Annotated in this window: 24 protein-coding genes; 13 read left to right on the top strand and 11 right to left on the bottom strand. The window is 72.5% G+C overall.

Going from position 1 to position 25,953, the window contains the following annotated elements; genetic code table 11:
- The first annotated feature begins 121 nt into the window (after positions 1-121).
- On the top strand, positions 122-841 hold the full coding sequence (locus ACGF3J_RS07885; RefSeq protein ID WP_393853624.1) for a PepSY domain-containing protein: 720 nt from the start codon (positions 122-124) through the stop codon (positions 839-841).
- On the opposite strand, the gene ACGF3J_RS07880 is transcribed toward ACGF3J_RS07885, so the two are convergent.
- The 3 genes from ACGF3J_RS07880 to ACGF3J_RS07870 all read right to left on the bottom strand — a co-directional run bounded on the left by ACGF3J_RS07880 (position 777) and on the right by ACGF3J_RS07870 (position 4,503).
- The gene (locus tag ACGF3J_RS07880; RefSeq protein ID WP_393853623.1) at positions 777-2,072 is read right to left on the bottom strand and encodes an MFS transporter; all 1,296 of its coding nucleotides are present in this window, start codon (positions 2,070-2,072) and stop codon (positions 777-779) included. The two genes, ACGF3J_RS07885 and ACGF3J_RS07880, sit on opposite strands and share 65 nt — an antisense overlap.
- A gap of 205 nt (positions 2,073-2,277) precedes the next feature.
- Complete coding sequence (gene meaB / locus ACGF3J_RS07875; protein WP_393853622.1) at positions 2,278-3,234, bottom strand: methylmalonyl Co-A mutase-associated GTPase MeaB; 957 nt, start codon at positions 3,232-3,234, stop codon at positions 2,278-2,280.
- 63 nt (positions 3,235-3,297) lie between these two features.
- On the bottom strand, positions 3,298-4,503 hold the full coding sequence (locus ACGF3J_RS07870; protein WP_161328560.1) for an acetyl-CoA C-acetyltransferase: 1,206 nt from the start codon (positions 4,501-4,503) through the stop codon (positions 3,298-3,300).
- 149 nt (positions 4,504-4,652) lie between these two features.
- Between ACGF3J_RS07870 and mce the strand changes: the two genes are divergently transcribed.
- The 7 genes from mce to ACGF3J_RS07835 all read left to right on the top strand — a co-directional run bounded on the left by mce (position 4,653) and on the right by ACGF3J_RS07835 (position 14,644).
- On the top strand, positions 4,653-5,093 hold the full coding sequence (gene mce / locus ACGF3J_RS07865) for a methylmalonyl-CoA epimerase (RefSeq protein WP_100048260.1): 441 nt from the start codon (positions 4,653-4,655) through the stop codon (positions 5,091-5,093).
- 233 nt (positions 5,094-5,326) lie between these two features.
- Positions 5,327-9,241: a polarized growth protein Scy gene (gene scy / locus ACGF3J_RS07860; RefSeq protein ID WP_393853621.1), complete on the top strand. Its 3,915-nt coding sequence runs from the start codon at positions 5,327-5,329 to the stop codon at positions 9,239-9,241.
- Positions 9,242-9,448: 207 nt separating this feature from the next.
- Positions 9,449-10,381: a hypothetical protein gene (locus ACGF3J_RS07855; RefSeq protein ID WP_064729881.1), complete on the top strand. Its 933-nt coding sequence runs from the start codon at positions 9,449-9,451 to the stop codon at positions 10,379-10,381.
- Between the two features lie 96 nt (positions 10,382-10,477).
- Complete coding sequence (locus ACGF3J_RS07850; RefSeq protein ID WP_393853620.1) at positions 10,478-11,452, top strand: ABC transporter ATP-binding protein; 975 nt, start codon at positions 10,478-10,480, stop codon at positions 11,450-11,452.
- 2 nt (positions 11,453-11,454) lie between these two features.
- A complete protein-coding gene (locus ACGF3J_RS07845; protein ID WP_161328564.1) occupies positions 11,455-12,225 on the top strand; it encodes an ABC transporter permease in 771 nt (256 codons plus the stop codon).
- 293 nt (positions 12,226-12,518) lie between these two features.
- Positions 12,519-13,778 (top strand): ABC transporter ATP-binding protein, encoded by a 1,260-nt coding sequence (locus ACGF3J_RS07840; RefSeq protein WP_161328565.1) that lies wholly within the window; start codon positions 12,519-12,521, stop codon positions 13,776-13,778.
- Positions 13,775-14,644 (top strand): ABC transporter permease, encoded by an 870-nt coding sequence (locus ACGF3J_RS07835; RefSeq protein ID WP_161328566.1) that lies wholly within the window; start codon positions 13,775-13,777, stop codon positions 14,642-14,644. The genes ACGF3J_RS07840 and ACGF3J_RS07835 overlap by 4 nt, the downstream gene beginning before the upstream one ends.
- A 6-nt stretch (positions 14,645-14,650) precedes the next feature.
- On the opposite strand, the gene ACGF3J_RS07830 is transcribed toward ACGF3J_RS07835, so the two are convergent.
- Entirely contained in the window at positions 14,651-14,983 is a 333-nt protein-coding gene (locus tag ACGF3J_RS07830; RefSeq protein WP_161328567.1) for an ATP/GTP-binding protein, read from the bottom strand.
- 212 nt (positions 14,984-15,195) lie between these two features.
- Between ACGF3J_RS07830 and ACGF3J_RS07825 the strand changes: the two genes are divergently transcribed.
- Positions 15,196-16,224, top strand: a complete 1,029-nt coding sequence (locus tag ACGF3J_RS07825; RefSeq protein WP_161330295.1) for an LLM class flavin-dependent oxidoreductase — start codon at positions 15,196-15,198, stop codon at positions 16,222-16,224.
- A gap of 79 nt (positions 16,225-16,303) precedes the next feature.
- On the opposite strand, the gene ACGF3J_RS07820 is transcribed toward ACGF3J_RS07825, so the two are convergent.
- Positions 16,304-16,696, bottom strand: a complete 393-nt coding sequence (locus tag ACGF3J_RS07820; RefSeq protein WP_055421911.1) for an SCO5389 family protein — start codon at positions 16,694-16,696, stop codon at positions 16,304-16,306.
- A gap of 279 nt (positions 16,697-16,975) precedes the next feature.
- Here ACGF3J_RS07820 and nucS point away from each other — a divergent pair, with 279 nt between their 5' ends.
- Complete coding sequence (gene nucS, locus ACGF3J_RS07815; protein WP_064729874.1) at positions 16,976-17,647, top strand: endonuclease NucS; 672 nt, start codon at positions 16,976-16,978, stop codon at positions 17,645-17,647.
- A gap of 85 nt (positions 17,648-17,732) precedes the next feature.
- Here the strand turns inward: nucS and ACGF3J_RS07810 are convergent, their stop codons facing one another.
- The 4 genes from ACGF3J_RS07810 to ACGF3J_RS07795 all read right to left on the bottom strand — a co-directional run bounded on the left by ACGF3J_RS07810 (position 17,733) and on the right by ACGF3J_RS07795 (position 22,701).
- Positions 17,733-20,351, bottom strand: coding sequence for an ATP-binding protein (locus ACGF3J_RS07810; protein ID WP_161330296.1), 2,619 nt, complete (start codon positions 20,349-20,351; stop codon positions 17,733-17,735).
- 226 nt (positions 20,352-20,577) lie between these two features.
- The gene (locus ACGF3J_RS07805; RefSeq protein ID WP_003973611.1) at positions 20,578-20,901 is read right to left on the bottom strand and encodes an STAS domain-containing protein; all 324 of its coding nucleotides are present in this window, start codon (positions 20,899-20,901) and stop codon (positions 20,578-20,580) included.
- Positions 20,902-21,074: 173 nt separating this feature from the next.
- Positions 21,075-21,923 carry a 3-hydroxyacyl-CoA dehydrogenase family protein gene (locus ACGF3J_RS07800; RefSeq protein WP_161330297.1) on the bottom strand — a complete coding sequence of 283 codons (849 nt, stop codon included), beginning with the start codon at positions 21,921-21,923 and terminating at the stop codon, positions 21,075-21,077.
- 136 nt (positions 21,924-22,059) lie between these two features.
- Positions 22,060-22,701, bottom strand: a complete 642-nt coding sequence (locus tag ACGF3J_RS07795) for a TetR/AcrR family transcriptional regulator (RefSeq protein ID WP_161330298.1) — start codon at positions 22,699-22,701, stop codon at positions 22,060-22,062.
- An 81-nt stretch (positions 22,702-22,782) separates the two neighbouring features.
- Between ACGF3J_RS07795 and ACGF3J_RS07790 the strand changes: the two genes are divergently transcribed.
- Genes ACGF3J_RS07790 through ACGF3J_RS07780 form a run of 3 tightly spaced genes read left to right on the top strand, consistent with a single transcriptional unit; the run spans position 22,783 to position 24,929 of the window.
- A complete protein-coding gene (locus tag ACGF3J_RS07790) occupies positions 22,783-23,565 on the top strand; it encodes an ABC transporter ATP-binding protein (protein ID WP_393853619.1) in 783 nt (260 codons plus the stop codon).
- Between the two features lie 28 nt (positions 23,566-23,593).
- Positions 23,594-24,343 carry an ABC transporter permease gene (locus tag ACGF3J_RS07785; RefSeq protein WP_161330300.1) on the top strand — a complete coding sequence of 250 codons (750 nt, stop codon included), beginning with the start codon at positions 23,594-23,596 and terminating at the stop codon, positions 24,341-24,343.
- Between the two features lie 13 nt (positions 24,344-24,356).
- Positions 24,357-24,929, top strand: coding sequence for a cob(I)yrinic acid a,c-diamide adenosyltransferase (locus ACGF3J_RS07780; RefSeq protein ID WP_161330301.1), 573 nt, complete (start codon positions 24,357-24,359; stop codon positions 24,927-24,929).
- A gap of 107 nt (positions 24,930-25,036) precedes the next feature.
- On the opposite strand, the gene ACGF3J_RS07775 is transcribed toward ACGF3J_RS07780, so the two are convergent.
- Positions 25,037-25,222 carry a DUF5708 family protein gene (locus ACGF3J_RS07775; protein ID WP_161330302.1) on the bottom strand — a complete coding sequence of 62 codons (186 nt, stop codon included), beginning with the start codon at positions 25,220-25,222 and terminating at the stop codon, positions 25,037-25,039.
- Positions 25,219-25,803: a hypothetical protein gene (locus tag ACGF3J_RS07770; protein ID WP_393853618.1), complete on the bottom strand. Its 585-nt coding sequence runs from the start codon at positions 25,801-25,803 to the stop codon at positions 25,219-25,221. Before ACGF3J_RS07770 ends, ACGF3J_RS07775 begins: the two co-directional genes overlap by 4 nt.
- Between the last annotated feature and the right edge of the window lie 150 nt (positions 25,804-25,953).

Below are 25,953 nucleotides of genomic sequence, written 5' to 3'. Positions count from 1 at the left end.
AAAGAGTGGCAAAGAGCGGCTGAAGATCCCTTCAGGAGGCTTCAGCTCCGGCTCAGCGTCGGTCCGCGACGGTGAGGGAGTCGAAAACGACAGCACTCTGCACGACTCGGGAGGAACCAGCATGAGGCGCAACATCGTCATCGCCGCCGTCACCGCCGCCGCTCTGATCGGAGGCGGTACGGCGACGGCCCTCGCGACCACGGGTGACGACGGCCGGAGCGCGACGCCCCGGGCGGACGTGAGCGTGTCGGACGACGGTGGCGTCCGGGACGAGTCCGACGACCACGACGACGACTCGGCCGACGACCGCGACGACCGCGACGACGCGGCCCGCGCGTCCACCGCCAAGGTGACGGCGGCCGACGCCATCGCCGCCGCCCTGCGGGACACGCCGGGCACCGCCGTCTCCGCCGACCTGGACGACGCGGACGACGGCGACGACGAGGGCGACGACCGCCGTGTGCGCGCCGCCTGGGAGGTCGACGTCCTCGCCGGCGACGGCACCTGGCACAGCGTCCGGATCGACCCGGCCTCCGGCAAGGTCCTCGGCTCCCACAAGGACACCGACGAGGACGACACCGCCGAGGCGCGGGCCGCCCTCGAGGGCGGTTCCGTCAGCGCGGCCGAGGCGGCGCGGGCCGCGGCCGGCAAGTCCACGGTGACCTCCGTGGACCTGGACGACGACGGCGACAACGGCCCGGCCGCGTGGGAGGTCGAGACGCGTGCCGACGGCAAGGGCGAGCAGGACTGGCGGGTCGACCTGAAGACCGGCAAGGTCACGGCCGACCGCTCGGACTCGGACGACTCCGGCTCGGACGACTCGGGCTCGGACGACGACTGACCGGCCCGGCCCACCCCCCGGACGCACCGCGGCGGCGCCCCGGCACCAGCGCCGCCGCCACCGCGACCGCGCCGGCCGCCGCGAAGCACACCGGCAGCGGCAGCCGTTCCACCAGCAGGCCCACCGCGGCGGCGCCGGCGGCCATGCCGGCGTTCACGGCCGTGTTGCACCAGGCGCCCGCCCGGGTCCGGAAGCCGGGCGCGGCGCTCTCGTCGGCGATCAGGTACGCCGTCGTGAGCGCCGGTGCCACGAAGACCCCCGCGCAGGCGACGGCCGCGACCAGCGTGCCGACGCCCGGGGCGAGACCGGCGGCGGCCAGGCTCACGCCGAGACCGGCCGCGAGGAACGGCAGCCGGGCGCGGGCGGACGAGGTCCAGGTGATGGCGCCGTTCAGCAGGCCGCCGGCCGCGCTGCCCGCCGAGAGTGCCGCGAGGACCCAGGCGACGGTGGAACCCCCGAGGTCGCGCTGGACCGCGTAGGCGACGGCGAGGAGGTCGACGGCGCTCACCGAGACGCCGATCCCCGCGGCGACGAGGACCGGTTGCAGCAGGGCGCGCCCCTGCCCGGCTCCGCCCCGCCCGCGCCGGGCCGGCGTCGCGTCCTTCTCCGGCTCCGCCGCCCGCGGGCGGTCCGCCGCCGGCGACGTGACGAAGCCGAGGGTGCCCACCCCCACCAGCACCGCGCTGAGCACGATGCCGACGGCCGGCGGGGCGACGCCGACCACCAGGCCGACCAGCAGCGGACCGGAGACGAAGAGCAGTTCCTCGGCGACCCCGTCCAGGCTGTAGGCGCGCTGCAGCATGGCGCGATCGGGGAGCATGTCGGCCCACACCGCCCGCATCGAGGGCCCGAGCGGCGGTGTGCAGGCACCCGCGAACGCGGCGGTCACGGCGAGGACGGCCGCGGGCACACCCGGGCGCCAGCAGGCCGCCGCCGTCACGCAGAGCAGGGCGGCGTACAGCAGGGCCATCGGGAGCAGGGCCCGGCGCGGGCCGTGCCGGTCGACCAGTCCCGCGCGGTAGGGGGACAGGAGGACGCTCGTCGCGCCGAAGAGCGCCATGACCAGGCCGGCCACGGCGTACGACCCGGTGGACCGGGTCAGGGCGAGCATCAGGGAGAGGGAGACCGTGCCGTACGAGAGCCGGCCGACGAGGGCGGCCCCGAAGGTGCGGCGGGCATGGGGGACACGGAGCACGGCGGCGTACGAGGGCCGCGGAATGGGCGTGGACACGCGAAGGGTTCCTCTGCAGGGAGGCAACGAGGGGACGCCGATGCGCGCGACGGCCGGATGCGGCGGTCGCGTGCGGGGCGGGCCCTATGCCAAGAGGAGGAACATGCGGGTCAAGGTAGCAGCGCGGCGCCGGGTGCGCGCGGCCTTTTTCGGACGCCCGGTGTCAGCCGTCGAACGCCGCACGCCGGCCGTCGTACGCCTGGCGTCAGCCGTTCGTCAGCCCCGTGACCAGTTCGTCCGCCGCGCGGTACGGGTCGAGTTCGCCCGCCACGATCCGTTCCGCGAGGGCGCCGAGGCGGCGGTCGCCGTGCAGGTCGCCGATGCGTTCGCGCAGGGTGGTGACGGCGATGGTCTCGACCTCGCGGGCGGCGCGGGCACGGCGGCGCTCGGCGAGGACGTCCCGCTCCTCCATCCACGCGCGGTGCTTCTCCAGGGCCTCGACCACCTCGTCGATGCCCTCGCCGCGGGCGGCGACCGTCTTGACGATGGGCGGGCGCCAGTCGCCGGCGGCTCGGGCCTCGCCGAGGCCCAGCATGTGGTTCAGCTCGCGGGCGGTGGCGTCGGCGCCGTCCCAGTCGGCCTTGTTGACGACGTACACGTCGCCGATCTCCAGGATTCCGGCCTTGGCCGCCTGGATGCCGTCGCCCATGCCGGGTGCCAGGAGGACGACGGAGGTGTCGGCCTGCGAGGCGATCTCCACCTCGGACTGGCCGACGCCGACCGTCTCGACCAGGATCACGTCGCAGCCCGCCGCGTCCAGGACGCGGATCGCCTGCGGCGCCGCCCAGGCGAGGCCGCCGAGGTGGCCGCGGGTCGCCATGGAGCGGATGTAGACGCCGGGGTCGGAGGCGTGGTCGGACATCCGGACGCGGTCGCCGAGCAGCGCGCCGCCGGAGAAGGGGGAGGAGGGGTCGACGGCGAGGACGCCGACCCGCCTGCCCTGCTTGCGGTACGCGGTCACCAGGGCCGAGGTGGAGGTGGACTTGCCGACGCCCGGCGAACCCGTCAGACCGACCACGTAGGCCTGGCCCGTCAGCGGAGCGAGCGTCTCCATGACCTCCCTGAGCTGCGGGGACGCCCCCTCCACCAGAGAGATCAGCCTGGCCACGGCCCGCGGTCGGCCTTCCCTGGCCTGGGCCACCAGTGAGGAGACGTCCTGCATCACAGCTCCGTTCAGCTCCGTCCGACTACGTTCGACTGCGTTCCTGAGACGCCGTACGGGCGCTCAGGCCTTCGGGACCCGGATGATCAGCGCGTCGCCCTGGCCGCCGCCGCCGCACAGGGCCGCCGCGCCGACCCCGCCGCCGCGCCGGCCCAGCTCCAGCGCCAGGTGCAGCACCAGCCGGGCGCCGGACATGCCGATCGGATGGCCCAGCGCGATGGCCCCACCGTTGACGTTCACCTTTTCGGTGGACACTCCGAGGTCCTTCATTGACTGCACGGCGACGGCCGCGAACGCCTCGTTGATCTCGATCAGGTCGAGGTCGCCGACCTCGAGGCCCTCCTTCTTCAGCGCGTGCCGGATCGCGTTGGAGGGCTGCGACTGCAAAGAGTTGTCCGGTCCGGCGACGTTGCCGTGCGCGCCGATCTCGGCGATCCACTCCAGGCCCAGCTCCTCGGCCTTCGCCCTGCTCATCACGACCACGGCCGCGGCGCCGTCGGAGATCTGCGAGGAGGAGCCGGCGGTGATCGTGCCCTCCTTGGAGAACGCCGGCCGCAGCTTGCCCAGCGACTCCGCGGTGGTGTCGCCTCGGATGCCCTCGTCCTTGCTGAAGACCACCGGGTCGCCCTTGCGCTGCGGGATCTCGACCGGGGCGATCTCGGCGTCGTACACGCCGTTCTTCTGAGCGGCCGCGGCGCGCTGGTGGGACAGGGCCGCGATCTCGTCCTGCGGGCCGCGCTCGATGCCGAGGCGGGTGTTGTGCTTCTCGGTGGACTCGCCCATGGCGATGTTCTCGAAGGAGTCGGTCAGGCCGTCGTACGCCATGGCGTCGATCATCTGGACCGCGCCGTACTTGTAGCCCTCGCGGGACTTCGGCAGCAGGTGCGGGGCGTTGGTCATGGACTCCTGGCCGCCGGCCACGACCACGTCGAATTCACCCGCGCGAATGAGCTGGTCGGCGAGGGCGATGGCGTCGAGGCCGGACAGGCACACCTTGTTGATCGTCAGTGCCGGCACGTTCATGGGGATGCCGGCCTTGACCGCGGCCTGGCGGGCGGGGATCTGCCCGGCACCCGCCTGGAGTACCTGGCCCATGATCACGTACTGGACCTGGTCGCCGGTGACGCCCGCGCGCTCCAGGGCCGCCTTGATCGCGAAACCGCCGAGATCGGCCCCGGAGAAGGACTTCAGCGAGCCGAGCAGCCGTCCCATCGGGGTGCGGGCACCCGCGACGATGACGGAGGTCGTGCCGTTCGTTGCAGAAGACATGAGCTGCGATCCCCTTTTCCGGCCCGCACAGGCCGAGGAGTGAACGAGGGTTTACTCGAATGTACTGAGCGGTATCCCGCCCGTCACCCGGCGGTCGGTGTGATCGCGCGCACGTTGCGTAACCACCTCCGGAGCGCTGCACTGAATCCATGCTGACGCGAATCGACCACATCGGAATCGCCTGCCACGACCTCGACACCACCGTCGAGTTCTACCGTGCCACCTACGGCTTCGAGGTGTTCCACACCGAGGTGAACGAGGAGCAGGGCGTCCGGGAGGCCATGCTCAAGATCAACGATACGTCCGACGGCGGCGCCTCGTACCTCCAGCTGCTCGAGCCCACCCGCGAGGACTCCGCGGTCGGCAAGTGGCTGGCGAAGAACGGCGAGGGCGTCCACCACATCGCCTTCGGTACGGCGGACGTCGACGCGGACGCCGCGGACATCCGGGGGAAGGGCGTACGCGTTCTGTACGACGAGCCGCGGCGGGGTTCCATGGGGTCGCGGATCACTTTCCTGCACCCCAAGGACTGCCATGGCGTACTGACAGAACTGGTCACATCGGCGGCCGTTGAGTCACCTGAGCACTGACTCCCGTACATAGGGGCCGGTAGGGTTGGGTGCGGTCGCCGCTCAATCCAGGGTGACCCGGTCCTGTCGTCGGCGACGACGGGATCGCCGGGGTCGTGTTTCGGGGGGCGGGCGACGGGGCAGCGGCACATGCCCCGCCGTTGATCTGACACCATTCCCCGGGGGCCCCGTCCGTCGGACGGACGGAGCTCAGTCGGGAAGATTTGCGACCAGGGGACGGATGGGACCGCGCAGTGCGGGGCTACGAGAGCCAGGAGCGAGAGCCGGCGGCTGACGTCGACCACCTCTCTCGGTTCGAGGCCGAGATGAAGCGGCTGAAGACCGAGCGGGAAAAGGCGATCCAGCACGCCGAGGACCTCGGCTACCAGGTCGAGGTGCTGCGCGCCAAGTTGCACGAGGCGCGGCGCACCATCATGTCCCGGCCCGCCTTCGACGGCGGAGACATCGGGTACCAGGCCGAGCAGTTGCTGCGCAACGCGCAGACGCAGGCCGACCAGCTGCGCTCGGACGCCGAGCGCGAGCTGAGCCAGGCCAGGGCGCAGACCCAGCGCATCCTCCAGGAGCACGCCGAGCAGGCCGCCCGGCTCCAGGCGGAGCTGCACCAGGAGGCGGTGACCCGCCGCCAGCAGCTGGACCAGGAGCTGGCCGAGCGCCGGCAGACCGTCGAGTCGCACGTCAACGAGAACGTGGCCTGGGCGGAGCAGCTGCGCGCCCGCACCGAGCAGCAGGCCCGCCGCCTCCTCGACGAGTCCCGCACCGAGGCCGAGCAGTCCCTGGCCGCCGCCCGCGCCGAGGCCGAGCGGCTGACCTCCGAGGCCCGCCAGCGGCTGACCGACGACGCCGAGAGCGCCCGCGCCGAGGCCGAGCAGATCCTGCGCCGCGCCCGCACCGACGCGGAGCGGCTGCTGAACGCCGCCTCCAACCAGGCCCAGGAGGCCACCGACCACGCGGAGCAGCTGCGCACCTCCACCGCCGACGAGTCGGAGTCCGCGCGCCGCCAGTCCCAGGAGCTGAGCCGGGCCGCCGAGCGGCGCATGTCGGAGGCCGAGGAGGCGCTGCGCAAGGCGCAGGCCGAGGCCGAGAAGGTGATCGCCGAGGCCAAGGAGTCGGCGGCCAAGGCGCTGGCCGGCGCCGAGGCGACCAACGAACAGCGCACCCGCACCGCCAAGGAGCAGGTCGCCCGGCTGGTCGGCGAGGCCACCAAGGACGCCGAGAACACCAAGTCCGAGGCCGAGCAGCTGGTCGCGGACGCCCGCGCCGAGGCCGAGCGGATCGTCGCCGAGGCCGCCGAGAAGGCCCGTACGCTCACCGCCGAGGAGTCGGCCACCCAGCTGTCCAAGGCGGCCAAGACCGCCGAGGACGTGCTGAACAAGGCGTCCGAGGACGCCAGGCGGACCACGAAGGCCGCCACCGAGGAGGCCGAGCGGATCCGCACCGAGGCCGAGGCCGAGGCGGACCGGCTGCGCGCCGAGGCGCACGACATCGCCACGGAGCTCAAGGGCGCGGCGAAGGACGACACCAAGGAGTACCGCGCCAAGACCGTCGAGCTGCAGGAGGAGGCGCGCCGGCTGCGCGGCGAGGCCGAGCAGCTGCGCGCCGACGCGGTCGCCGAGGGCGAGAAGATCCGCGCCGAGGCCCGCAAGGAGGCCGTGGCGCAGATCGAGGAGGCGGCGAAGACCGCCGAGGAGCTGCTCGCCAAGGCCAAGGCCGACGCGGACGAGCTGCGGCAGACCGCGACCACGGACAGCGAGAAGGTCCGCACCGAGGCCATCGAGCGGGCCACCACCCTGCGCCGGCAGGCCGAGGAGACCCTGGAGCGCACCCGCGCGGAGGCCGAGCGGCACCGCACGGAGGCCACCGAGCGCGCCGAGGAGCTCCAGGCGGAGGCCGAGCGGGCCGCCCGCGAGCTGCGCGAGGAGACCGAGCGCGCCGTCGAGGCCCGTAAGGCGGAGGCCGCCGAGGACCTGACGCGGCTGCACACGGAGGCCGAGGAGCACCGCACGGCCGCCGAGGAGGCGCTGACCGAGGCCCGCGAGGAGGGTTCGCGGCTCCGCCGGGAGGCCGCCGAGGAGAGCGAACGGCTGCGCACCGAGGCCGCGGAGCGGATCCGTACGCTCCAGCAGCAGGCCGAGACGGAGGCCGAGCGGCTGCGCACCGAGGCCGCCGCCGACGCGTCCGCCTCCCGCGCGGAGGGCGAGTCCGTCGCCGTACGGCTGCGGTCGGAGGCGGCCGCCGAGGCCGAGCGGCTGAAGTCGGAGGCGCAGGAGAGCGCCGACCGGGTGCGCGCGGAGGCGCAGACCGCGGCCGAGCGCATCGCCGCCGAGGCGTCCGAGGCGCTGGGCGCCGCCCAGGAGGAGGCCACCCGGCGCCGCCGCGAGGCGGAGGAACTGCTCGGGTCCGCCCGGCAGGAGGCCGACCAGGAGCGCGAGCGGGCCCGCGAGCAGAGCGAGGAGCTGCTGGCCTCGGCGCGCAACCGCGTGGAGGAGGCGCAGGCCGAGGCGGTCCGGCTGGTCGAGGAGGCCGACCGGCGCGCGACCGAGATGGTCTCCGCCGCCGAGCAGCACGCGCAGCAGGTGCGGGACTCCGTCGCGGGGCTGCACGAGCAGGCCCAGGAGGAGATCACCGGGCTGCGCAGCGCCGCCGAGCACGCGGCGGAGCGCACCCGCCACGAGGCCGAGCAGGAGGCGGACCGGGTCCGCGCCGACGCCCACGCGGAGCGGGAACGGGCGGGCGAGGACGCCGGACGGCTGCGGCGCGAGGCGCGGGAGGAGACCGAGGCCGCCAAGACGCTGGCCGAGCGGACGGTGTCCGAGGCCATCGCGGAGGCCGACCGGATCCGCACGGACGTCTCGGAGCACGCCCAGCGGGTGCGCACCGAGGCCTCCGACGCCATCGCCGAGGCCGAGCAGGCGGCGTCGCGCACCCGGGCGGACGCCCGCGAGGACGCCAACCGCATCCGGTCCGACGCGGCGACGCAGGCGGACACCCTGATCACCGAGGCGAGCGCCGAGGCGGAGCGGCTCACCACGCAGACGGCGGCCGAGACCGACCGGATCCGGACGGAGACGGTCGCGGAGGCGGAGCGCGTCCGTACCGAGGCGTCGAGCGAGGCGGAGCGGGTGCGGGCCGAGGCGGGCGCCCGGGCCGAGCGGCTGCTCTCGGACGCCACCGGGGAGGCGGAGCGGCTGCGGGCCGAGGCCGCCGACACCGTCGGGTCCGCCCAGCAGCACGCCGAGCGGATCCGCACCGAGGCCGACCGGGTCCGTGCCGAGGCCGCGGCGGAGGCGGAGCGGGTCACCACGGCCGCCCGCGAGGAGGCCGACCGCACCCTGGACGAGGCCCGCAAGGACGCCAACAAGCGGCGTTCGGAGGCGGCCGAGCAGGTCGACACGCTCATCACGGAGACCACGTCCGAGGCCGACAAGCTGCTCTCCGAGGCACAGCAGCAGGCCCAGAAGACCACGGCGGAGGCCGAGTCGCAGGCCGACACGATGGTCGGCGCGGCCCGCGCGGAGGCCGACCGGCTCGTCTCCGAGGCGACGGTCGAGGGCAACACCCGGGTGGAGAAGGCCCGTACGGACGCGGACGAGCTGCTGGTCGGCGCCCGCCGGGACGCGACCGCCATAAGGGAGCGCGCGGAGGAGCTGCGCGAGCGTCTCACCTCCGAGATCGAGGAACTGCACGAGCGCGCCCGGCGCGAGGCCGCGGAGACCATGAAGTCGGCGGGCGACCGCTGCGACGCGCTCATCAAGGCGGCCGAGGAGCAGCTGTCCAAGGCGGAGGCGAAGGCCAAGGAGCTGGTGTCGGAGGCGAACTCCGAGGCGGGCAAGGTGCGCATCGCCGCCGTCAAGAAGGCCGAGGGGCTGCTGAAGGAGGCCGAGCAGAAGAAGGCCACCCTGGTCCGTGAGGCCGAGGAACTGAAGGCCGAGGCGGTCCAGGAGGCCAGGCGCACGGTCGACGAGGGCAAGCGCGAGCTGGAGGTCCTGGTGCGGCGCCGCGAGGACATCAACGCGGAGATCTCCCGGGTCCAGGACGTGCTGGAGGCGCTGGAGTCCTTCGAGACGCCGGCGGGCGGCAAGGAGAACGGGGTGAAGGCCGGAGCCACGGTGGGCGCCCCACGTTCGGGTGGCAAGTCGTCAGACGGCTAGCGTGTGGGGCGGTTTCGGTGTCTCCTGGAGATCTTTGGCCGACTCCGGGTCAGACCCTTGACCAGAACTTTGGCAAGCCATCCGCGGGTCAGCCACTCAAAAGAGGTGTCATTCTCCGTATCAAACGCGCATCCGCTCGATGACACACCGCATTGGCGCCTAGGATTCCCTCTATCACCTCACCCGGTCTCTTTCGACAGGAACCCCATGAGCGACACTTCCCCCTACGGCTTCGAGCTTGTGCGGCGTGGGTACGACCGCGCTCAGGTGGACGAACGCATCTCCAAGCTCGTCTCCGACCGTGACAGCGCTCTCGCCCGCATCACCGCTCTGGAAAAGCGCATCGAGGAGCTTCACCTCGAGACCCAGAACGCCCAGGCCCAGGTGAACGACGCCGAGCCGTCGTACGCCGGTCTCGGTGCCCGGGTCGAGAAGATCCTGCGGCTCGCCGAGGAAGAGGCGAAGGACCTGCGCGAGGAGGCCCGTCGCGCGGCCGAGCAGCACCGCGAGCTGGCCGAGTCCTCGGCCCAGCAGGTGCGCAACGACGCGGAGTCCTACGCCGCGGAGCGCAAGGCCAAGGCCGAGGACGAGGGCGTCCGGATCGTCGAGAAGGCCAAGGGCGACGCCTCGCAGCTGCGTTCCGAGGCGCAGAAGGACGCGCAGTCCAAGCGCGACGAGGCCGACGCCCTCTTCGAGGAGACCCGCGCCAAGGCCGCGCAGGCCGCCGCCGACTTCGAGACGAACCTCGCCAAGCGCCGCGAGCAGTCCGAGCGCGACCTGGCCTCCCGTCAGGCCAAGGCCGAGAAGCGCCTCGCGGAGATCGAGCACCGCGCGGAGCAGCTGCGCCTGGAGGCGGAGAAGCTGCGCACGGACGCCGAGCGCCGGGCCCGCCAGACCGTCGAGACCGCGCAGCGCCAGTCCGAGGACATCGTGGCCGACGCCAACGCCAAGGCCGACCGGATCCGTTCGGAGTCGGAGCGCGAGCTGGCCGCCCTCACCAACCGCCGCGACTCCATCAACGCGCAGCTCACCAACGTGCGCGAGATGCTGGCGTCCCTCACGGGCGCCGCGGTGGCCGCCGGTACGCCGGCCGAGGACGAGTCGGTCTCCCGCGGGGTGCCGGCCCAGCAGTCCCGCTGACGCGGGACGTACCGCGGCCGAACAGAAACGGAACAAGGACGAGGCCTTCTGTCACTGGGGTGGCAGTGGGCCTCGTCCCGTTCTAGCGTGGGCGCCATGATCGAGCTCGAGGGGCTGACCAAGCGGTACGGCGAGAAGGTGGCGGTCAACAATCTCTCCTTCACCGTCAGACCCGGCATCATCACGGGCTTTCTCGGCCCCAACGGGGCGGGCAAGTCCACCACCATGCGCATGGTGCTGGGCCTGGACCGGCCGACCGCCGGGGACGTGCGGATCGACGGCAAGCACTACGACCAGCTGACGGACCCGCTGACATACATCGGGGCGCTGCTCGAGGCCAAGGCGTGGCACGGCGGGCGCAGCGCCTACAACCACCTGCTGTGCCTGGCGCAGAGCAACGGCATCCCGGCGACCCGGGTGCGCGAGGTGCTGGACACGGTGGGGCTGTCGGCGGTCGCCAAAAAGAAGACGAAGGGGTTCTCCCTCGGCATGGGACAGCGGCTCGGCATCGCCGGGGCGCTGCTCGGCGATCCGCGGATCCTGATGTTCGACGAGCCGGTCAACGGTCTCGACCCCGAGGGCATCCACTGGATCCGCAATCTGATGAAGGCTCTGGCCGCGCAGGGGCGCACGGTCTTCGTCTCCTCCCACCTGATGAGCGAGATGGCGCTGACGGCGGACCACCTCGTGGTCATCGGCCAGGGCAGGCTGCTCGCGGACACCTCGATGGCCGACTTCATCGCGGAGAACTCGCGCAGCTACGTCCGGATCCGCACCCCGCACCGCGAGCGGCTGCTCGACGCGTTGCACGGCGCCGGCATCGAGGTCGTCGACACCGGCGCCGAGGTACTGGAGGTGGACGGCGACAAGTCGGAGGCCGTCGGTGAGCTGGCGGCGCGCAACCAGGTCGTGCTGTACGAGCTGAGTCCGCAGCGCGCCTCGCTGGAGGAGGCGTTCATGCAGCTGACCGCGGAGTCCGTGGAGTACCACGCGCACGACGGGCAGCCGCCCGGCCCGGTGCCGCAGCAACAGCCGCAGCAGCCGTGGGGCAGCGACTGGAAGAGGGGATGAGCATGGCGACGGCACAGGTCGTCCGGTCGGAGTGGACCAAGATCCGTTCGGTCGCGTCCACGGTGTGGACGCTGTCCCTCGCCGTGGTCGTCACCATCGCCCTCGGCATGCTGATCTCGGCGCTGTCGAAGAGCGAGTTCGACGGCATGAGCGAGCGGGACCAGCTCTCCTTCGACCCGACCTTCATCAGCTTCGCCGGCACCAGCCTCGGCCAGCTGGCGATGATCGTGTTCGGCGTGCTGGTCGTGGGCAACGAGTACAGCTCCGGCATGATCCGCACCTCGCTGGCGGCGGTGCCGCGGCGCGGCAGCTTCCTGTTCAGCAAGATCGCGGTGGCCACCGTGCTCGCCTTCGTGGTGGCCATGATCACCAGCTTCGCGACCTTCTTCCTCGGGCAGGCGATGCTCGGTGACCTCAAGGCGTCGATCGGCGACCCGGGTGTGCTGCGCGCGGTGATCGGCGGCGGCCTCTACATGACCCTCATCGCGATGTTCTCGATGGGCGTGGCGGCGATGCTGCGCTCGCCGATGCTGTCGCTGGGCATCCTGATGCCGTTCTTCTTCCTGATCTCCAACATCCTGGGCAACGTCCCGGCCACCGAGAAGGTCGGCCGCTTCCTGCCCGACCAGGCCGGCAGCAAGATCATGCAGGTGGTCACCCCGATCGACGACGACGTCCCCTACGGCCCGTGGGGCGGCCTCGGGATCATGGCCCTGTGGGTGATCGCGGCCCTCGTGGGCGGATACGTGGTGCTGAAACGACGGGACGCGTAGGACCTCCGGCGGAGCAGCGGGGAGGGAGGCGCCGGCGGTTCGTCGGCGCCGTCGGGCGAGGGCCGATGGATCCGGGTGCCATGGGGCCGCGCGCTGCCGCAGGCGGGCGACCACGGCCCCGCGTCCGCGGCGTGATCCGCGGGCGGTCCCGGGCCGGTGACCGGTGCCGAAAGGGTTCCGTGGAGCGTCGGATTTTGCCCGGGCTTGAACGGAACCGGCAGCGCCTGGATATCCTCCTAAGCCTTACGGGGGCGTGTGCCCTGCTGTCCTGAACCTTTCGATGGGTGCGGAGCATGATCGAGGCTGTCGGCCTGACCAAGCGATACGGCGACAAGACCGCCGTGTACAACCTCTCCTTCCAGGTGCGGCCCGGTGCCGTCACCGGCTTCCTCGGGCCCAACGGCTCCGGCAAGTCGACGACGATGCGGATGATCCTCGGCCTGGACAACCCCACCGCGGGTCACGTGACGATCGGGGGCCACCCGTACCGCAGGCTGCCGAACGCCGCGCGGCACGTCGGTGCGCTGCTGGACGCCAAGGCGGTGCACGGCGGCCGGTCCGCCCGCAACCACCTGCTGAGCCTGGCCCAGCTCTCCGGCATCCCCGCCCGGCGCGTGGACGAGGTACTCGGCGTGGTCGGCCTCCAGGACGTGGCCAAGCGGCGCTCCAAGGGCTTCTCCCTCGGTATGGGCCAGCGGCTCGGCATCGCCGCGGCGTTGCTCGGCGACCCCCAGGTGCTGCTCTTCGACGAGCCGGTCAACGGCCTCGACCCCGAGGGCATCCACTGGGTGCGCAACCTGATGAAGGCGCTCGCGGCGGAGGGCCGTACCGTCTTCGTCTCCTCGCACCTGATGAGCGAGATGGCGCTGACCGCGGACCACCTGATCGTCATCGGGCGCGGCCAGCTGCTCGCCGACATGAGCGTGACGGAGTTCATCTCGGCCAACTCCGCCGACTTCGCGCGGGTGCGGACGCCGGACACCGACCCTCAGCTGCGCGAGAAGCTGACCTCGGCGCTGACCGAGGCGGGCGGCCACGTGCTGCCCGAGCAGGACGGCGCGCTGCGCGTGACCGGCCTCGCGCTCCCCCGGATCAGCGACATCGCGCACGGCAGCGACGTACGGCTGTGGGAGCTGTCGCCGCACCAGGCGTCCCTGGAGGAGGCGTACATGCGGATGACGCAGGGCGCCGTCGACTACCGGTCGACCGCGGACCAGAAGGCGGGGCTCCAGCAGCCGCTGCCGCCCGGCGCGCAGCCGCCGATGCCGGTGCCCGGCCAGGGACAGCCCGGCTGGTACGCCCCGCCGCCGCCCCAGCAGGGCGGTCAGCCCTTCGCGCCGCAGGGCGCGCCCGGTCAGGCCCCGGCGGGACCGTACGGCGCGCCGGCCGCGCCCGGCGCGCAGCCGGTCAACCCGTACACGGCCCCGCAGGCCCCGCAGGCGCCTCAGGCCCCGCAGGCCGCTGCTCCGGCCGCGGCGCCGCCCGCCGACCCCGCGCCGCTGCCCGCCTCCGCGCCCGTCACCGACCCGACCAAGCCCGAGGACGCCCGATGAGCACGCCCCAGCCCCCGACCCCTCAGGCCGCCCCCGACTGGCAGTCGGCGCCCGGTTCGCCGTACCCCACCTACACGTCGCCGATCCCGGTGGTGCGCACGAGCCTGGCGCACGCGCTCGCCTCCGAGTGGACGAAGATCAAGTCGGTGCGCTCGACCATGTGGACGCTGGGCGTCTTCGTCCTGCTGGTCATCGGCATCGGCCTGCTGACCGGCGTGGTGGTGGCGAACTCGTCCTCCGACCTGGCCGGCGAGAGCGCGCTGAGCCTCGGCTTCTTCGGGCTGCTGCTCGGCAGCATCTGCGTCATCACGCTCGGCGTGATGACCACCGCCTCGGAGTACGGCACCGGCATGATCCGTACGACGATGACCGCCTGCCCCAGCCGCGGCCGGGTGCTGACGGCGAAGGCGATCGTCTTCTTCCTGGTGGCCTTCGTGGTGACCCTGGTCTCCGCGACCCTGGTCGGCCTCGCGCACGTGGCGATGCTGGAGGGCAACGGGGCGGCCGAGCCCACCGGCTCGGAGTGGCTGAAGGGCACCGTCGGCGTCTCGCTGTACATCGCGCTGATCGGCCTGCTCTCGCTGGCCGTCGGCTCGGTCATCCGGCACTCGGCGGGCGCCATCACCATCATGATCGGCGTGCTGCTCGCGCCGCTGGTGATCGCGCTGTTCATGTTCTCGGAGTCCCTGAAGGACGTGCAGCAGGCGCTGTTCGAGTACTCGATCCCGAACCAGATGAGCATCTTCTACGCCAACTCGCTGTCCGAGTCCGGCCCCTCGGGCTGGGACCCGCTGTGGATCGTGCTCGGGGTGACCGCGGCCGCGTTCGCCGGCGCCTTCGCCCTGCTGGAGAAGCGGGACGTCTGACCCGGCTCAGAACTTCGGCGCGTTACGGGACCGCTGCACCCGCGTGGTGCGGCGGTCCTTCGCGTTCCAGCACGCCTTGTGCCAGTGCCGGCGCTCGTCGACCCCCGAGTGCGCCGGCCAGGCCACCACGTGCGGGACGCCGTCCGGAATCAACTGGTCGCAGCCCGGGCAGCGGTACGACTTCCCCCGCGCGCTCGCGCCCGCCACGTGCCGTACGTTCCACTCCTCGCCCTGCCAGTCCTCCGACGACTGCCAGCCGCCGTAGCGGCCGGCGCCGTCGTCCTCGGCGCTCCGGCCGGACGAAGCGGCTTCCTTCGGTCGGTTGCGACGCGGGGACACGGGACACCTCACGGAGCTATACAGGAAGTACGGGCGGCATCAAGCCTACGCGGCAGGGACGGGGGTACCCGTGCCCTGCCGCGACGGCCGACGACGGCTGATTCTGCAGACAATCCGGAAAATCCTCCGTCCGGCCGTGTCCTCGGCACGTGTCAGGCGGTTATGCCGTGTGGGGGAGCTCCGTGTCGGGGCCGAGGAAGCAGGAAAAGGCAATGCGCGTTGGAAGTTTCGTACTGGGGGCCCAGTTCCCGGGCCAGGGTCAGGGGGAGGCGCTGCACCGCGCCGTCCGCTCGGCCGAGGTCGCCGAGGAGGCCGGGCTCGACGCGGTCTGGCTGGCCGAACACCACTTCGTGCCGTACGGCACGTGCCCGTCGGCGGTGACACTGGCCGCGCTGCTGCTGGGCCGCACCCGGCGCATCCGGGTCGGCACCGCGGTCAGTGTGCTGCCCACCGTCCATCCCGTGGCGCTCGGCGAGCAGGCCGCGCTGCTGCACGTCACGAGCGGCGGCCGGTTCTCGCTGGGCGTCGGCCGCGGCGGCCCGTGGGTGGACCTGGAGGTCTTCGGAGCCGGCCTGGAGGCGTACGAGAAGGGGTTTCCGGAGTCGCTCGACCTCCTGGTGCGCTGGCTGCGCGAACCGGCCGTCGGCGCCTCGGGGGAACGCTTCAGCTTCCGCGAGGTGCCCGTCGTGCCCCGCCCCTCGGAGGCCCTCTCGGAGGCGGCCGGCCCGGAGGTCGTCGTCGCCTGCACCTCGCCGTCGAGCGTGCGGATGGCTGCCGAGCGGGGGCTGCCGATGCTGCTGGGCATGCACGTCGGCGACGAGGAGAAGGCGGAGATGGTCGCCCTGTGGCGGCGGCACGCCCGCGCCGCCGGACGCCCGGCCGCCGAGGTCTCCGCCGCGGCCCATGTGTCGGCCGGCGTCTGCCAGATCGCCGACCGGCGCACGGACGCGGCGGAGACCCTGCTCAAGGCGATGCCGGGCTGGCTGCGCCAAGGGCTGGGCGCCCACGTCACGGTGGACGGCCGCGCCCGGCAGATGCGCGACCCGCACGCGTACACCGAACTGCTCTGCGGCCTGCACCCGGTGGGCACACCCCGGCTCTGCGCGGACCGGCTGGCGGCCACGTCCGAGCGCACCGGCATCTCCCGCTTCGCGCTGCTCGTCGAGGGCTCCGGAGACCTCGCGGCGACCGAGGACAACGTACGGCGGCTCGGCGCCGAGGTACTCCCCCAGCTCGGCTGAGGCCATGGGCGGGGAGCTTGCCGCTCCGGTACAGAACTGCACCTCCCGCGTACGGAGCGGCAAGCGGACGATCGTGGCGTCAGCAGTCGCGGAACTCGGGCGACTGGTTCAGCACCTGGCTGCGCACCGAGGTGAAGCGGGTCAGTTTCTCGTCGACAGAGGAGTCCAACGGGAACACCGCCACCCGGTGGCAGTTCTGGAAGGCCAGCCGCACCCCGAAGTGCCGCTGCAGTGCACCGCGTATGGCGTCACTCGCGAGCGCACGCAGCAGCTGACCGCGCGCCTGCTCGTCCGGCGGAGGCGTCTGGTTGTCGGCGAACGCACCGCCGTCGACCTTCAGCTGTGCCACCAGGGAGCTGACCATCTCCCATGCGTAGGGCAGGGAAGTCCGGACGCAGTCGACGAAGGCTGCTTCGTCGACCTCGCCTCGCTCGGCCTGTTCGAGTAGGGCCGGTGAGACGTCGAGCGACATGGGTTCTCCTCTCGCACCCCCGACGGGCGGGGGTTGCCGGACAGTTGAGGGAGTCCGCGATTTCGAACACGCTGAGTACACAGTTCGCGACCTCCCGTTCAATACCGTAAGCAACCGATCGTGACCGCACCAGGAGAATGCCGAGATGGACACCATCCCGTAGGCGCACAATCGGCCAGTGCGCAAGACGGGGTCAATGGGAGAAGTGGGACAGCCCACGGGGCGTCCGGGCACGGGCGAATCGCGTCGGGCCGGGCACGTCGAGTAGCGTTGCCGACCATGCGTCTCGTCATTGCCCGCTGCTCCGTCGACTACGCCGGGCGGCTCACCGCCCACCTGCCCTCGGCGCCCCGCCTGATCCTGGTCAAGGCGGACGGCAGCGTCTCGATCCACGCCGACGACCGGGCCTACAAGCCCCTCAACTGGATGTCGCCGCCTTGCACCCTGAAGGAGGGCACGGGCGAGGAGGAGGGCGTCTGGACCGTCGTCAACAAGGCGGGCGAGAAGCTCATCATCACGATGGAGGAGGTCCTCCACGACTCCTCGCACGAACTGGGCGTCGATCCCGGCCTGATCAAGGACGGCGTGGAAGCACACCTCCAGGAACTGCTCGCCGACCGCATCGAGACGCTGGGCGAGGGCTACACCCTCATCCGCCGCGAGTACATGACGGCCATCGGCCCCGTCGACATCCTGTGCCGCGACGCCGACGGCGGGACGGTCGCGGTCGAGATCAAGCGGCGCGGCGAGATCGACGGCGTGGAGCAACTCACGCGCTATCTGGAGCTGTTGAACCGCGATCCCCATCTCGCCCCGGTGCGCGGCGTGTTCGCCGCGCAGGAGATCAAGCCGCAGGCCCGGGTGCTGGCCACGGACCGCGGCATCGGCTGCCAGGTGCTGGACTACAACGCCATGCGAGGCATCGAGGACGACAAGCTGCGGCTGTTCTGAGCGGGGCGTCACCCACGACAGGCATACGGGAGGGCCGGGTCCGAAACGCGGACCCGGCCCTCCTGTGTGCCTGTCTGCACGGACCTCAGATGATCTGCTCCGTCGCCTGCTCCGAGCCGCTCGGCGTACCCGAGCCCGCCCCCGTGCTGCTCTGCGACGCGCTCGGGGCGTCCCCCGGGGAGCCGGCCGTGCTGGTCGGCGTCACCGGACCGCTGGCGGTGTCGGACGTCTCCGGCGTCGAGGGCGAGGTGGTCTGGCTCTCCGTGGGCTCCGGGGAGGTCGGCTCGGAATCCGTGGGTGTCGGCTCCGTCGGCTCGGTGTCCGTCGGCTTCGGCGAGGTCGGCTTCGTCGTCGGCGAGCTGGGCGACTTGGTGGGCGTGTCCGGCGAGTCCGGGTCGTCCGGGCTCTCGTCGCCGCCGGGGGCGCCGGTGCTGCCCGGGCTGCTCGGCGACTGCGAGGTCCGCCCCGACTCGGAGGGGGTCGGGGCGTCCGGCGTGCCGGAGTCGCTCGGCCGGTCGGTGGTGCCCTGCCCCTGGCCGTCGTCGGACGGCCGGTCCGCGCCGATGCCGCCGTCGTCGATGCCCTGGCTGGCCGAGGGGTTGACGCCGACCTCGTTGGAGGGGTCGCCCGGGTCGTTCTCGGAGGTGGCGCCGAGCGTCACCACCGTGCCGAGCACGGCGACGAGCAGCGCGCCCGCCCCGGCGGCCACCAGGTTGCGCCGGGCGAAGCCCTTGATGCCGCTGCCGACCGTGCGGGACGGCTCCTCGGCATGCCGGCGGCTGGTGACCAGGGTCGGGGACTGCGGAGGCGGCTGCAGCGGCGGGAAGGGCGCGGGGACGCCCGCGGACGGCGACGCCGACTCCTCGTGCCGGGCGTCGGGCACCTCCTCCCCCGCCGTCGGTCCGAGACCGGCGCCGACGACGCCGAGTCCGGCGGCGGCCCCCACGGCACCGAAGGCACCCGCACCGCTGCCCAGGCCGGGGGTGTCCCCGCTCCGGTCGGCGACCAGGGCGAGGGCACGGCGGCCGGCGACGGCACCGTGCTTGTCGGAGAGCGCGCCGCGCAGCCCGATGGACGCCTCCAGCTCGGCGCGGGCCCGGTCGAGCTGGTCCTCGCAGAGGGCGAGGACGCCCAGCTCGTGGTGGAAGTAGGCCTGTTCGGCGACGTCCCCGGCGAGCCGGGAGGCCTCGGTGCCGGCCCGCAGGGCCCGCTCCCAGGCGCTCCAGTGCAGCCCGGCGGCGAACGCGGGCGCCGCGGTGCGGGCCAGCTGGACGGCGGGGCTCTCCTCGTCGTCCGCGGTCCGGGTCGTCGTCGGCACCAGCACCGCGAGGGCGGCCAGGACGGCGTCGGCCTCGGCGCAGACCCGCTCCGGGGTGACCGAGGGGTGCCCGGTCCACCAGGCGTAGTGCTGGGCGGCGGCCAGCGCACGGGCCCCTACGCCGTCGGTGTAGCCGCCGCTCTCCAGCTGGGTGAGCACCCCGGCGGCCAGCCGGTAGCGGGAGCCGACCGGCGAGACCAGTCCGCAGTCGGCCAGCTCGCCGAGGGCGGCGTCCGCGTGGGTGTCGCCGACCAGCGCGGGCAGATGCGCCTGGTGCGGCAGCTCCCCGCCGAGCGCGACCGCGAACTCCAGGGTGGCGCGCGCCGAGGCGCTCAGCCGGGAGGCGAGCAGCGGCGCGGGCGCGGCGGCCTCGCCGAGGGACGGCAGGGGCGACACGTCGCCGGCGTCCGCCTCGGCGGCGTCGTAGGGCGTGTCGTCGTCGGCCGGGCGGGCGTCGGCGAAGACGCCGAACTCGTCCACCGCGTCGGCGCCGGCCCGCAGCCGGTCACGGCGGCGCAGCAGGGCACCCGCCTGGACGAAGCGCAGGGGCAGGCCCTCGGACTCGAACCAGAGGTCGCCGGCCCAGTTGGCCTCCTCCTCGGTGAGACCGCGGCCGGCGGCGCGCTCCAGCAGCTCCACGCCGTCCGAGCGGTCCAGGCCGGTGAGGAAGACCTCCTCGACGGCCGAGTCGGCGGAGGGGGCGGGCACGTCCGGGGTGGCGCCGATGAGGAAGGCGCACTCGGGGGTGGCCTCCAGCAGTTCGTCGAGGGCGGTGCCGCCGAACTCGATGTCGTCCAGGACGACGACGGCGCCGACCTCGCGCAGGTGCCCGAGCAGCTCCTCACGGCCCGGGCGGTGCAGCGGCGCGCGGTGGACGGCGTAGAAGAGGTCGTGGAGCAGGTCGTCGGCGGTGCGGTGGAAGCCGTTCAGGCGGACGACGCCGTCGGGCGCGAGGCCGGCGCAGTCCTCGGCGACGAGGTCGAGGAGGCTGGTGCGGCCGGAGCCGCCGGGGCCGGTGAGACGGACGGAACGGCCGCGGGCGAGCAGTCGTACGAGGCGTTCGCGTTCGTCCTCGCGGGCCAGCAGCCCCAGCACGGTCTTGGTGGGCCCCGGCGGGACGGGCGGCAGGGCGGCGCGGGCCGTCTCCGCGCGTTCGGCCGCGGTGAGCTTCTCCGGGCGGGCGGGCCGTTCGGCGGGCGGGCAGACCTCGATCTCGCTGCCGTCGACGGGGTTGACGGTGAGCAGGAAGTCGCCGGAGACGAGCTGCACCGTGCGGGCGAGCGCGGGCTGTCCGAAATCGGAGGTGAGGGGATCCCTGGGAGGGCGCGGGCGCGGCGTGTCGCCGTCGTGGCCGTACTCCTCGGGTCCCCGGGTGTTCGGGTCCATCGGTTCAAGCCCCCCAAAAGCGTCGTGTGCAGGGCCCCGGTCGGGACCACCCTCCCGGCCTTGCCGCACACCGCGCTGTCGCTTCTGGTCCGGTCCCGCCGATGGGTTCGCAAAAGTGCGGGCAGCCAGACCCTAATCCTTCGCTCAGTATCTACGACAGCCCGGGGTACCGCCCCGCCCGAGACGTCACGGTCTCGTGAGGATTGCGTGTGTCCGGCACGGGACGTCACACCCTGGGCAGGGTCTCCACGCCGATGCCGCCCTCGATGGCCAGGATCCGGTGCAGCCTGGTGGCCACCAGCAGGCGCTGCATCTGCGGCGGTACACCGCGCAGCACCAGCCGCCGGCCGCAGCGGCCGGCCCGCCGGTGGGCTCCCATGATCACGCCGAGTCCGGTGGCGTCCCAGGAGTCCAGCTCTGACAGGTCCAGCACCAGGTCGCCGACTCCGTCGTCGACGGCCGAGTGCAGGACCGTACGGGCGTCCGCCGCGCTGCGGACGTCGAGGCGGCCCCCGACGACCAGCTCGACGTGGTCGCCCCTGATGTGCATATGCGCTCCCCGGCGTGCGTCCTTGTTCGTCTCTTCGCTTCTTCGACGTGATCTCTCGGCGATATCAGGTGTTGCAACCTCTGACTGGCCGGAACGACCGGAGGTTGCCGCCTGTAAGCGAACCGATACCGAATTCACCCCGGCGTGTGATGTCTCCCGGGGCCGATGGGACTTCAGTGCTTGTAGAAGCCCTGCCCGCTCTTGCGGCCGATGTCACCGGCGTCCACCATCCGGCGCATCAGCTCCGGCGGGGCGAACTTCTCGTCCTGGGACTCGGTGTAGATGTTGCCCGTGGCGTGCAGCAGGATGTCGACGCCCGTCAGGTCGGCGGTGGCCAGCGGCCCCATGGCGTGGCCGAAGCCCAGCTTGCAGGCGAGGTCGATGTCCTCGGCGGTGGCGACGCCCGACTCGTACAGCTTCGCGGCCTCGACGACGAGGGCGGAGATGAGGCGGGTGGTGACGAAGCCGGCGACGTCGCGGTTGACGACGATGCAGGTCTTGCCGGTGGACTCGGCGAACTCACGTGCGGTGGCGAGCGTTTCGTCGCTGGTCTTGTAGCCGCGCACCAGTTCGCACAGCTGCATCATCGGAACCGGCGAGAAGAAGTGGGTGCCGACGACCCGTTCGGGGCGTTCCGTCACGGCCGCGATCTTGGTGATCGGGATGGCGGAGGTGTTGGACGCGAGGATCGCCCCGTCCTTCACCAGCTTGTCGAGCGCGCGGAAGATCTCGTGCTTGACCTCGAGCTTCTCGAAGACGGCCTCCACGACCACGTCCGCGTCCGCGACGGCGTCCAGGTCGGTGGTCGCGGTGATCCGCCCGAGCGCCGCGTCGGCCTCCTCGGCCGCCAGCTTCCCCTTGGCGACGAACCTGTCGTACGAGGTGCGGATGGAGTCCGTGCCGCGCCGCAGCGCCTCGTCGGTGACGTCCCGCAGGACGACGTCCCAGCCCGCCTGTGCGGCGACCTGGACGATGCCGGACCCCATGAGGCCGGCTCCGATGACGGCGAGCTTCCGTGCCACTGTGCGACTCCCCTGATACAAGCTGTCCTTGGTCTCTCGGCCGGAGATTAGCGGGCGTGAGGGGCTGTGTGACCGGTTAGTAACGCGCGTCACGTCTCACATGACGGACATCACACCGACGTGTGCCATTCGGGTGTCACTCTGCCCCCCGTACGGCGTAGTTGAGCACCCTCTCACTCAACAGCTCCTCCATCTCGTCCAGCAGCAGGAGCATCTCGCGGGAGACCTGGGCCGGTTTCCCCCCGGCGACCATGCGCCGGCCGATTCCCATCATCACGGTGCCGTGCAGCCAGTTGATCTGACCGGCCATCAGGGAGGGCAGCGGATCGTCGGCCGCGGCGCCGGTCTCCTCCCTGAGGGTCACCTCCAGATTGGCCAGGACCTCTTGGCCGATCGCCCACATCCTGGACCGCAGGGCGGGTGACTCCTGCACGACCTTCATGAATCCGGCGTATCCGTCCATCAGGCCCACGCGCGGCGAGACCGACTCGACCTCGTCGCGCAGCTCGCGCAGCACGGCGTACGCGGCGGACTCTCCGGCGCCCCGCCCGCGCACCCAGCGCGACAGCCGGTCGGTCACGCCCTTGGAGCGGTCGAGGAACAGGTCCTCCTTGGCCGGGAAGTAGTTGTAGACGGTGTTCACGGAGACGTCCGCGGCCCCGGCGACCTCGGCGACCGTCACCGCCTCGAATCCGCGCTCCAGGAACAGCCCCGTGGCGACATCCGAGATGTACTGCCGGGTCTGCCGCTTCTTCCGCTCCCTGAGTCCCTCGACCATGGGCCCATCCTAGGCTTCGCTGGTGCCGGTGAAAAATTGGGGGCATTGCAAAATTTAAGCGACTCTGTTTTTCTGTGGCGCATGGCAATCATCAGTACGGCCGGCCTGGCCCGGACCTTCACGACCAGGCGCGGCCCGGTCGAGGCCGTGCGCGGCATCGACCTGACCGTCCGCGAGGGCGAGATCCTCGGCTTCCTGGGACCCAACGGCGCCGGCAAGACCACCACCCTGCGGATGCTCACGACGCTGCTCGCCCCCACCGGCGGCGCGGCCACCGTCGCCGGGCACGACCTGGCGGCCGACCCCGCGGGGGTGCGCCGGGCCTGCGGGTACGTGGCGCAGTCGGGCGGGGTGGACACGCAGATCACCGTGCGGGAGGAGCTGGTCACCCAGGGCCGCCTGTACCGGCTGCCCCGGGCGCGGGCCGAGGAGCGCGCGGAGGAACTCGCCCGCGACCTGGACCTCACCACGCTGCTCGACCGCAAGTGCGGTGCGCTCTCCGGCGGTCAGCGGCGGCGGCTGGACATCGCGATGGCGCTCACGCACCGCCCGAAGGTCCTCTTCCTGGACGAGCCGACGACCGGGCTCGACCCCGGCAGCCGCGCCGACCTGTGGGACCTGGTGCGGCGGCTGCGCGACGAGCAGGGCACGACGGTCTTCCTCACCACCCACTACCTCGACGAGGCCGACGCGCTCTCCGACCGGCTGGTCGTCGTGGACCGGGGCGTGGTGGCGGCCGAGGGCACCCCCGGCGCGCTGAAGCTGGAGTACGGCGGATCGCCGGACGCCTCTCTTCAGGACACGTTCCTGGCCGTCACCGGCCGCAGCGCCGCACCCGCCGACGCGGCCCCCGTGGCCGTATAGACCCCGAGGAACGATCCGAGGATCCCCCATGCTGCTACACGACACCGGCCTGATCTACGGCCGCTACCTGCGCCAGTCCCTGCGCTCCCGCTTCGCCCTGCTCTTCGGCGTCCTGATGCCGCTGCTGTACCTGCTCTTCTTCGGCCCGCTGCTGACCGGGCTGCCGCTCGGCGGGCGGGGCAGCTCCTGGCAGGTGCTGGTGCCGGGCCTGCTGCTCCAGCTGGGGCTGTTCGGCGCCTCCTTCGCCGGCTTCTCGGTCATCATCGAGAACGGCCAGGGCGTGGTCGAACGCATGCGCGTCACGCCGGTCAGCCGACTGGCGCTGCTGCTCGGCCGGGTGCTGCGGGACGCCACGGTCTTCGCCTTCCAGGCGGTGCTGCTGGTGCTGGCGGCCGTGGTGATGGGCCTGCGGGCGCCGCTGGCCGGGGTGCTGATCGGCTTCGCCTTCGTCGCCCTGCTCACGGTGTCGCTGGCGTCGCTGTCGTACGCGCTGGCGATGAAGGTCCGCACGCCGCAGGAGTTCGGCCCGACGGTCAACGCGCTGACCATGCCGTCGATGCTGCTGTCCGGCCTGATGCTGCCGATGACCCTGGGACCGGCGTGGCTGGACGTGCTGTCGCACCTGATGCCGTTCCGCCATCTGGTGGACGCCGTGCGGGACGCCTACGTCGGCAGCTACGCGACGGCGCACATGCTGTACGGCACGCTGGTGGCGCTCGCGTTCACCGCACTGGCCGTGACGGTGGGCACACGCGTGTTCCGTACCGCCGGTGCGTAACTAGGCTGGCCCCATGGTCAACCTGACGCGTATCTACACCCGGACCGGCGACCAGGGCACCACCGCCCTCGGTGACATGAGCCGGGTCCCGAAGACCGACCTCAGGATCTCCGCGTACGCCGACGCCAACGAGGCGAACGCGGTGATCGGCACGGCCATCGCCCTGGGCGGTCTGCCGGAGGACGTCGTCAAGGTCCTCGTCCGGGTCCAGAACGACCTGTTCGACGTGGGCGCGGACCTGTCGACGCCGGTGGTGGAGAACCCGGAGTTCCCGCCGCTCAGGGTCGAGCAGTTCTACGTCGACAAGCTGGAGGCGGACTGCGACCGCTACCTGGCCGAGGTGGAGAAGCTCCGCTCCTTCATCCTGCCCGGCGGCACGCCCGGCGCGGCGCTGCTGCACCAGGCGTGCACGGTGGTCCGGCGGGCCGAGCGCTCGACCTGGGCGGCGCTCGAGGCCCACGGCGAGACGATGAACCCGCTGACCGCGACCTACCTCAACCGTCTGTCCGACCTCCTGTTCATCCTGGCCCGCGCGGCGAACAAGGAGGTCGGGGACGTGCTGTGGGTGCCGGGCGGAGAGCGCTAGACGCTCCGCTCGGTGGGGCGGGGGGCAGTGCCGTCGTTTGGCTGCGGCTCCGTTGTGGCTGGTCGCGCAGTTCCCCGCGCCCCTTCGGGGGCGCTTCTGCCCCCGAGTTACCTGCGCGCCGACCGGTACATGCCCCACAGGGTCTGCGCGCCGCCCACGCACATCATCACGACGCCGGCCTTCGTCAGCTCCACGACGGGGACCTCCACGTCCCCGGCGAACAGCAGAAGGGCGAGGCCGACCACCAGGGTGGCGCCGCCCTCCCACACATTCCGCTCCGGCAGGCGACTCATCGGCGGGCGCCTTCCTTCTCGCGCTCGGAGGCAGCGGGCAGCGTCCCGGCCGGCGCCTTCTTCGGCCAGATCGCGTAGGTGAGGGCGATCAGGCCGTGGATGCCGGCCGCGCGCCAGGCCGTGTACTGCCAGCTCTCCAGGGACGTGGTGCGGCTCGGGTCGTCGACGTACCACATGGCGATCTGGAGCAGCCCGGTCGCCACCGCGGCGGCGAGCAGCGTGCCGAGCCACACCCTGCCCTCGTGCCGGGCGCGGGCCATGCCGTAGCGCGGGGGCCCGGCCGGCCTGGGGGCGCCGCCGATCCGGTGGGCGGCGTGGCCGTCGAGCCACTTCACGGTGCGGTGGCCGTGGCCGACGGTGTAGCCGATGTACAGCGCCGCGAGGCCGTGCTTCCAGCTCGGGTCGGCGCCGTTCTTCAGGTCCAGCGCGGTGACCACCAGCAGCACGACCTCCAGCAGCGGCTCGCACAGCAGCAGCGCCATGCCCGTGCGCGGCATCCGCAGCAGGTAGCGGACGGACAGCCCGGCCGCCAGCAGCACCCAGAAGCCGATCTCGCAGACGATGATCAGGGTGACGATCACGGTTCGCTCCTCTCGATCGCCCTTCCAGACTCCCGTGCCGCCCGCCCCGGATCGTCGTCGCCGGTGACGAACCTCCGGTACATCGAAAGATGCAGTGCGGGACCCTTCCCGGGCATCAGGCGGGCGGGCCCCGCGCCGTGTTGGATGGGG

It is taken from the genome of Streptomyces sp. NPDC048171 (assembly GCF_043202655.1).
Taxonomy (GTDB): domain Bacteria; phylum Actinomycetota; class Actinomycetes; order Streptomycetales; family Streptomycetaceae; genus Streptomyces.
Note: the sequence above shows the minus strand (reverse complement) of the source record. Positions and strands in the feature narration are given on the sequence as shown.

Bases quoted from the DNA above. Each gene is read 5' to 3' on its own strand.
- ACGF3J_RS07885 (WP_393853624.1), top strand. From the start codon at position 122: ATGAGGCGCAACATCGTCATCGCCGCCGTCACCGCCGCCGCTCTGATC.
- meaB (WP_393853622.1), bottom strand. From the start codon at position 3,234: ATGCAGGACGTCTCCTCACTGGTGGCCCAGGCCAGGGAAGGCCGACCG.
- ACGF3J_RS07870 (WP_161328560.1), bottom strand. From the start codon at position 4,503: ATGTCTTCTGCAACGAACGGCACGACCTCCGTCATCGTCGCGGGTGCC.
- mce (WP_100048260.1), top strand. From the start codon at position 4,653: ATGCTGACGCGAATCGACCACATCGGAATCGCCTGCCACGACCTCGAC.
- ACGF3J_RS07855 (WP_064729881.1), top strand. From the start codon at position 9,449: ATGAGCGACACTTCCCCCTACGGCTTCGAGCTTGTGCGGCGTGGGTAC.
- ACGF3J_RS07850 (WP_393853620.1), top strand. From the start codon at position 10,478: ATGATCGAGCTCGAGGGGCTGACCAAGCGGTACGGCGAGAAGGTGGCG.
- ACGF3J_RS07845 (WP_161328564.1), top strand. From the start codon at position 11,455: ATGGCGACGGCACAGGTCGTCCGGTCGGAGTGGACCAAGATCCGTTCG.
- ACGF3J_RS07840 (WP_161328565.1), top strand. From the start codon at position 12,519: ATGATCGAGGCTGTCGGCCTGACCAAGCGATACGGCGACAAGACCGCC.
- ACGF3J_RS07835 (WP_161328566.1), top strand. From the start codon at position 13,775: ATGAGCACGCCCCAGCCCCCGACCCCTCAGGCCGCCCCCGACTGGCAG.
- ACGF3J_RS07825 (WP_161330295.1), top strand. From the start codon at position 15,196: ATGCGCGTTGGAAGTTTCGTACTGGGGGCCCAGTTCCCGGGCCAGGGT.
- ACGF3J_RS07820 (WP_055421911.1), bottom strand. From the start codon at position 16,696: ATGTCGCTCGACGTCTCACCGGCCCTACTCGAACAGGCCGAGCGAGGC.
- nucS (WP_064729874.1), top strand. From the start codon at position 16,976: ATGCGTCTCGTCATTGCCCGCTGCTCCGTCGACTACGCCGGGCGGCTC.
- ACGF3J_RS07810 (WP_161330296.1), bottom strand. From the start codon at position 20,351: ATGGACCCGAACACCCGGGGACCCGAGGAGTACGGCCACGACGGCGAC.
- ACGF3J_RS07805 (WP_003973611.1), bottom strand. From the start codon at position 20,901: ATGCACATCAGGGGCGACCACGTCGAGCTGGTCGTCGGGGGCCGCCTC.
- ACGF3J_RS07795 (WP_161330298.1), bottom strand. From the start codon at position 22,701: ATGGTCGAGGGACTCAGGGAGCGGAAGAAGCGGCAGACCCGGCAGTAC.
- ACGF3J_RS07790 (WP_393853619.1), top strand. From the start codon at position 22,783: ATGGCAATCATCAGTACGGCCGGCCTGGCCCGGACCTTCACGACCAGG.
- ACGF3J_RS07785 (WP_161330300.1), top strand. From the start codon at position 23,594: ATGCTGCTACACGACACCGGCCTGATCTACGGCCGCTACCTGCGCCAG.
- ACGF3J_RS07780 (WP_161330301.1), top strand. From the start codon at position 24,357: ATGGTCAACCTGACGCGTATCTACACCCGGACCGGCGACCAGGGCACC.
- ACGF3J_RS07775 (WP_161330302.1), bottom strand. From the start codon at position 25,222: ATGAGTCGCCTGCCGGAGCGGAATGTGTGGGAGGGCGGCGCCACCCTG.